Genomic DNA, 1,388 nt, shown 5'->3' with positions numbered 1-1,388 from the left:
AACAGAGCCCTGGTCCGTGCCTACCTGGTATTGCGCGATCTTGTTGTCTGCCGGAGCAGCTACGTAGGCGAGGCCGTTGTCGTAATCAATGGCCATGCTGTGGTAGGCGTTATTGGCAAAGGTGGCTGCCGTTGCCCTGCCGCTCAGCTTGGCTGTGCCGGGGTTGATTGAATAGATGGCGATGCCACTTGGCGCGGTTGAGTCACTGTTTCTTTTCGCTTTCAAATACGCCACTTCGCCATTGTCGGCGATATCCAGGGAGACACGCTGGGTGTCCTCATAGGTCAGGATTGTCGGGTTCGACAGGCTGGCAAAGTCACCGTTGCCATCAATGGAGTAGCCTCTGACGTTTACCGGGTTGCCAAACGGGAAGTCGTTGTAGGAGTATACGAGATACGCCTTCTGGGCGCCTGGCACCAGGGCAAGATCCTGTGTCTTGATGCTGTTCTGGCTGAGAAATGATGCTGACCATGCACCATTGATAGTCCCGGTGCTTGCTTCAACGGTGAAATGAAATACCCCGGCCTTGTCCAAAACTGTGGGGCTTTGCGATGGCTCGTCGTAGCTGACGTAAAGGTGCTCGCCGGTTGCGTCGACCACCATGCCATTCAGTTGCCGGGCGGTATTGTTGAGCGGTACACCTTGGTTGAACGTGAATGTCCCGTTGGCACTAATGTCATAGCTTAATATAGCCGAGCCTTCCTGATCGCTGACATCTTTCGTGTTGACAGCAGCAAACAGGCGGTTGTGCGCCCCGTCCAGGACAATGCTATTAACCGCCATAATGCTGATGGGGTCGCCTGCTGCATCGGCAATGTTGGTGGCCGGGTCAACATCTGCCACCTGGGTCAAACTACCCGCTGCGGCATCGTAAACCCGAATGACCGGTCCGCTGCTCTGGCCAAGGATGGCATAAACATGATCGGCGGCATTGCCTTTCTTGCCGACCAGAAGACACTGGCCGGGAGCCGTATTGTCTGAGCTATTGTTGCAGCGGTCAGAAAGAGGAGCAGAAAGCGGACTGCCGGAGGCGGTCAGGGCGCCGTTTGCGTCGAGGGTATATACCTGAAGGCTGCCGCTGCTACCGTTTCCGCTGGCCGCGTAGAGTGCCTGGTTGGCGGTATCAAGGGCGATGGTGTCGGCCTGCCCGGCAGTATCGGCAGGCGACATGGGCACAAACATGCCGTCTACCACCTCGGCGGTGACATCATGCACGATGGTTTCGAAACTGAAGGTCACCGAGCAGTTGGCGCTGACGTTTTTGACGGTAAACGTTGTGCCTGAATTCGAGAAGTCGCTAAGAACGCTGCAGTTAGAGTTGGCTTTGGCGGTTTTGTGAGTATCGGGCGTGATGGTGAAGACCACATCCCCTCCCAGTGAGGTTTTTT

General features: G+C 56.1%; 1 protein-coding gene. It reads right to left on the bottom strand.

Going from position 1 to position 1,388, the window contains the following annotated elements; translation table 11 throughout:
* Nucleotides 1-1,365 (bottom strand): hypothetical protein (locus tag A3754_RS22930; RefSeq protein WP_156497164.1); only part of this gene is annotated, 1,365 nt, incomplete at its 3' end.
* Nucleotides 1,366-1,388: the final 23 nt, after the last annotated feature.

It is taken from the genome of Alcanivorax sp. HI0083, assembly GCF_001635175.1.
This window is presented reverse-complemented; position numbering and strand designations above follow the sequence as displayed.